1 protein-coding gene is annotated in these 1,472 nt (G+C 65.1%); it reads right to left on the reverse strand.

What is annotated here, in order from left to right; all coding sequences use genetic code 11:
- Positions 1-32: 32 nt before the first annotated feature.
- Positions 33-1,373, reverse strand: coding sequence for a dihydroorotase (locus VI08_RS20500; RefSeq protein WP_084621650.1), 1,341 nt, complete (start codon positions 1,371-1,373; stop codon positions 33-35).
- Positions 1,374-1,472 lie beyond the last annotated feature (99 nt).

Consider the following 1,472-nt stretch of genomic DNA (forward strand, 5'->3'; position numbering starts at 1 on the left):
GCGCGCTCGCGCGCGATGCTCTCCGATATTCCTCACCGGTCGAAGGTCAGGCGCTGGCCATGCACGCTGGTGTCGACGGTCTTGCCATCGAACACCCGCTGCCCGTTGACGAAGGTCGAGGCGATGCTGCTGCTGAACGTATAACCCTCGAACGGCGACCAGCCGCACTTCGACAGCACTTCCTCGCGGGTCACCGTGTGTGGCTTGTTCGGGTCCACCAGCACCAGGTCGGCGGCGTAGCCCTCGCGGAGGAAACCGCGGGTTTCCACGTTGAACAGCTTCGCCGGGTTGTGGCACACCGCCTCCACCACGCGCTCGAGCGTGAGCGTGCCTTCGGTCACGCGCTGCAGGGCGGCCTGGAGCGCGAACTGCACCAGCGGCAGGCCCGAGGGCGCCTTGTCGTACTTCTGCGCCTTCTCGTCGAGCAGGTGCGGGGCGTGGTCGGTGGCGAGCACGTCGAGGCGGCCCTCGGCCAGCGCCCTGGTGATGGCCTCGCGGTCGCTTTCTTCCTTGATGGCCGGGTTGCACTTGATGAACGAGCCCTTTTCCTCGTAATCGGCCTTGCCGCCGAAATGCAGGAAGTGGACGCAGGTTTCCGCCGTGATGCGCTTGCCCTCGATCGGGCCCGGCTCGAACAGGGCGAGCTCGTCGGCGGTGGAGATGTGCAGCACGTGCAGGCGCGTGTTGTGCTTCTTCGCCAGCGAGATGGCCAGGCGCGTGGACTTGATGCAGGCCTCGCGCGAGCGGATGTGCGGGTGTTCCCACACGGGGATGTCCTCGCCGTATTTCTCGTGTGCCTTCGCGAGGTTCGCGTCGATCATCGGCGTGTCCTCGCAGTGCGTGATGATGGGCACCGGCGTGTCGCGGAAGATGCCATCCAGCGTCTCGGGGTTGTCGACGAGCATGTTGCCGGTCGAGGCGCCCATGAAGACCTTGACGCCCGGCGCGGCCTTCGGGTCGAGCTTGCGGATGTGCTCAAGGTTGTCGTTGCTGGCGCCCATGTAAAACGCGTAGTTCACCACCGAGGTTTCCGCGGCGCGCGTGTACTTGGCCTCGAGCGAATCGCGATCAAGCGCGGGCGGCTTCGTATTCGGCATTTCCATGAAGCTGGTGATGCCGCCGGCGGCGCAGGCCTTCGATTCGCTGGCGATATCGGCCTTCTGCGTCAAGCCGGGTTCACGGAAATGCACCTGGTCGTCGATCATGCCGGGCATGAGCCACAGGCCCGTGGCGTCGATCACTTCTTCGTCACGCTCTTTTTCCAGCCCCTGCGCGATGGTCGCGATTTTTCCGTCGCGGACGCGGACGTCGGCGGTGAATCGCTTGTTTTCGTTGATGAGTTCGGCGTTCTTGATCAGCCAGGCATCAGTCATGGGTATGGACTCCTTGGGCGCCGCAGCGGCGCAGGACGAATTGGTCGGGGACGGGGTCGTGGCCGCCTTCGCACAGCGGCTGGCAACGCAGGATGCGCC

This window comes from Luteibacter yeojuensis (genome assembly GCF_000964085.1).
Classification (GTDB): Bacteria; Pseudomonadota; Gammaproteobacteria; order Xanthomonadales; family Rhodanobacteraceae; genus Luteibacter; species Luteibacter yeojuensis_A.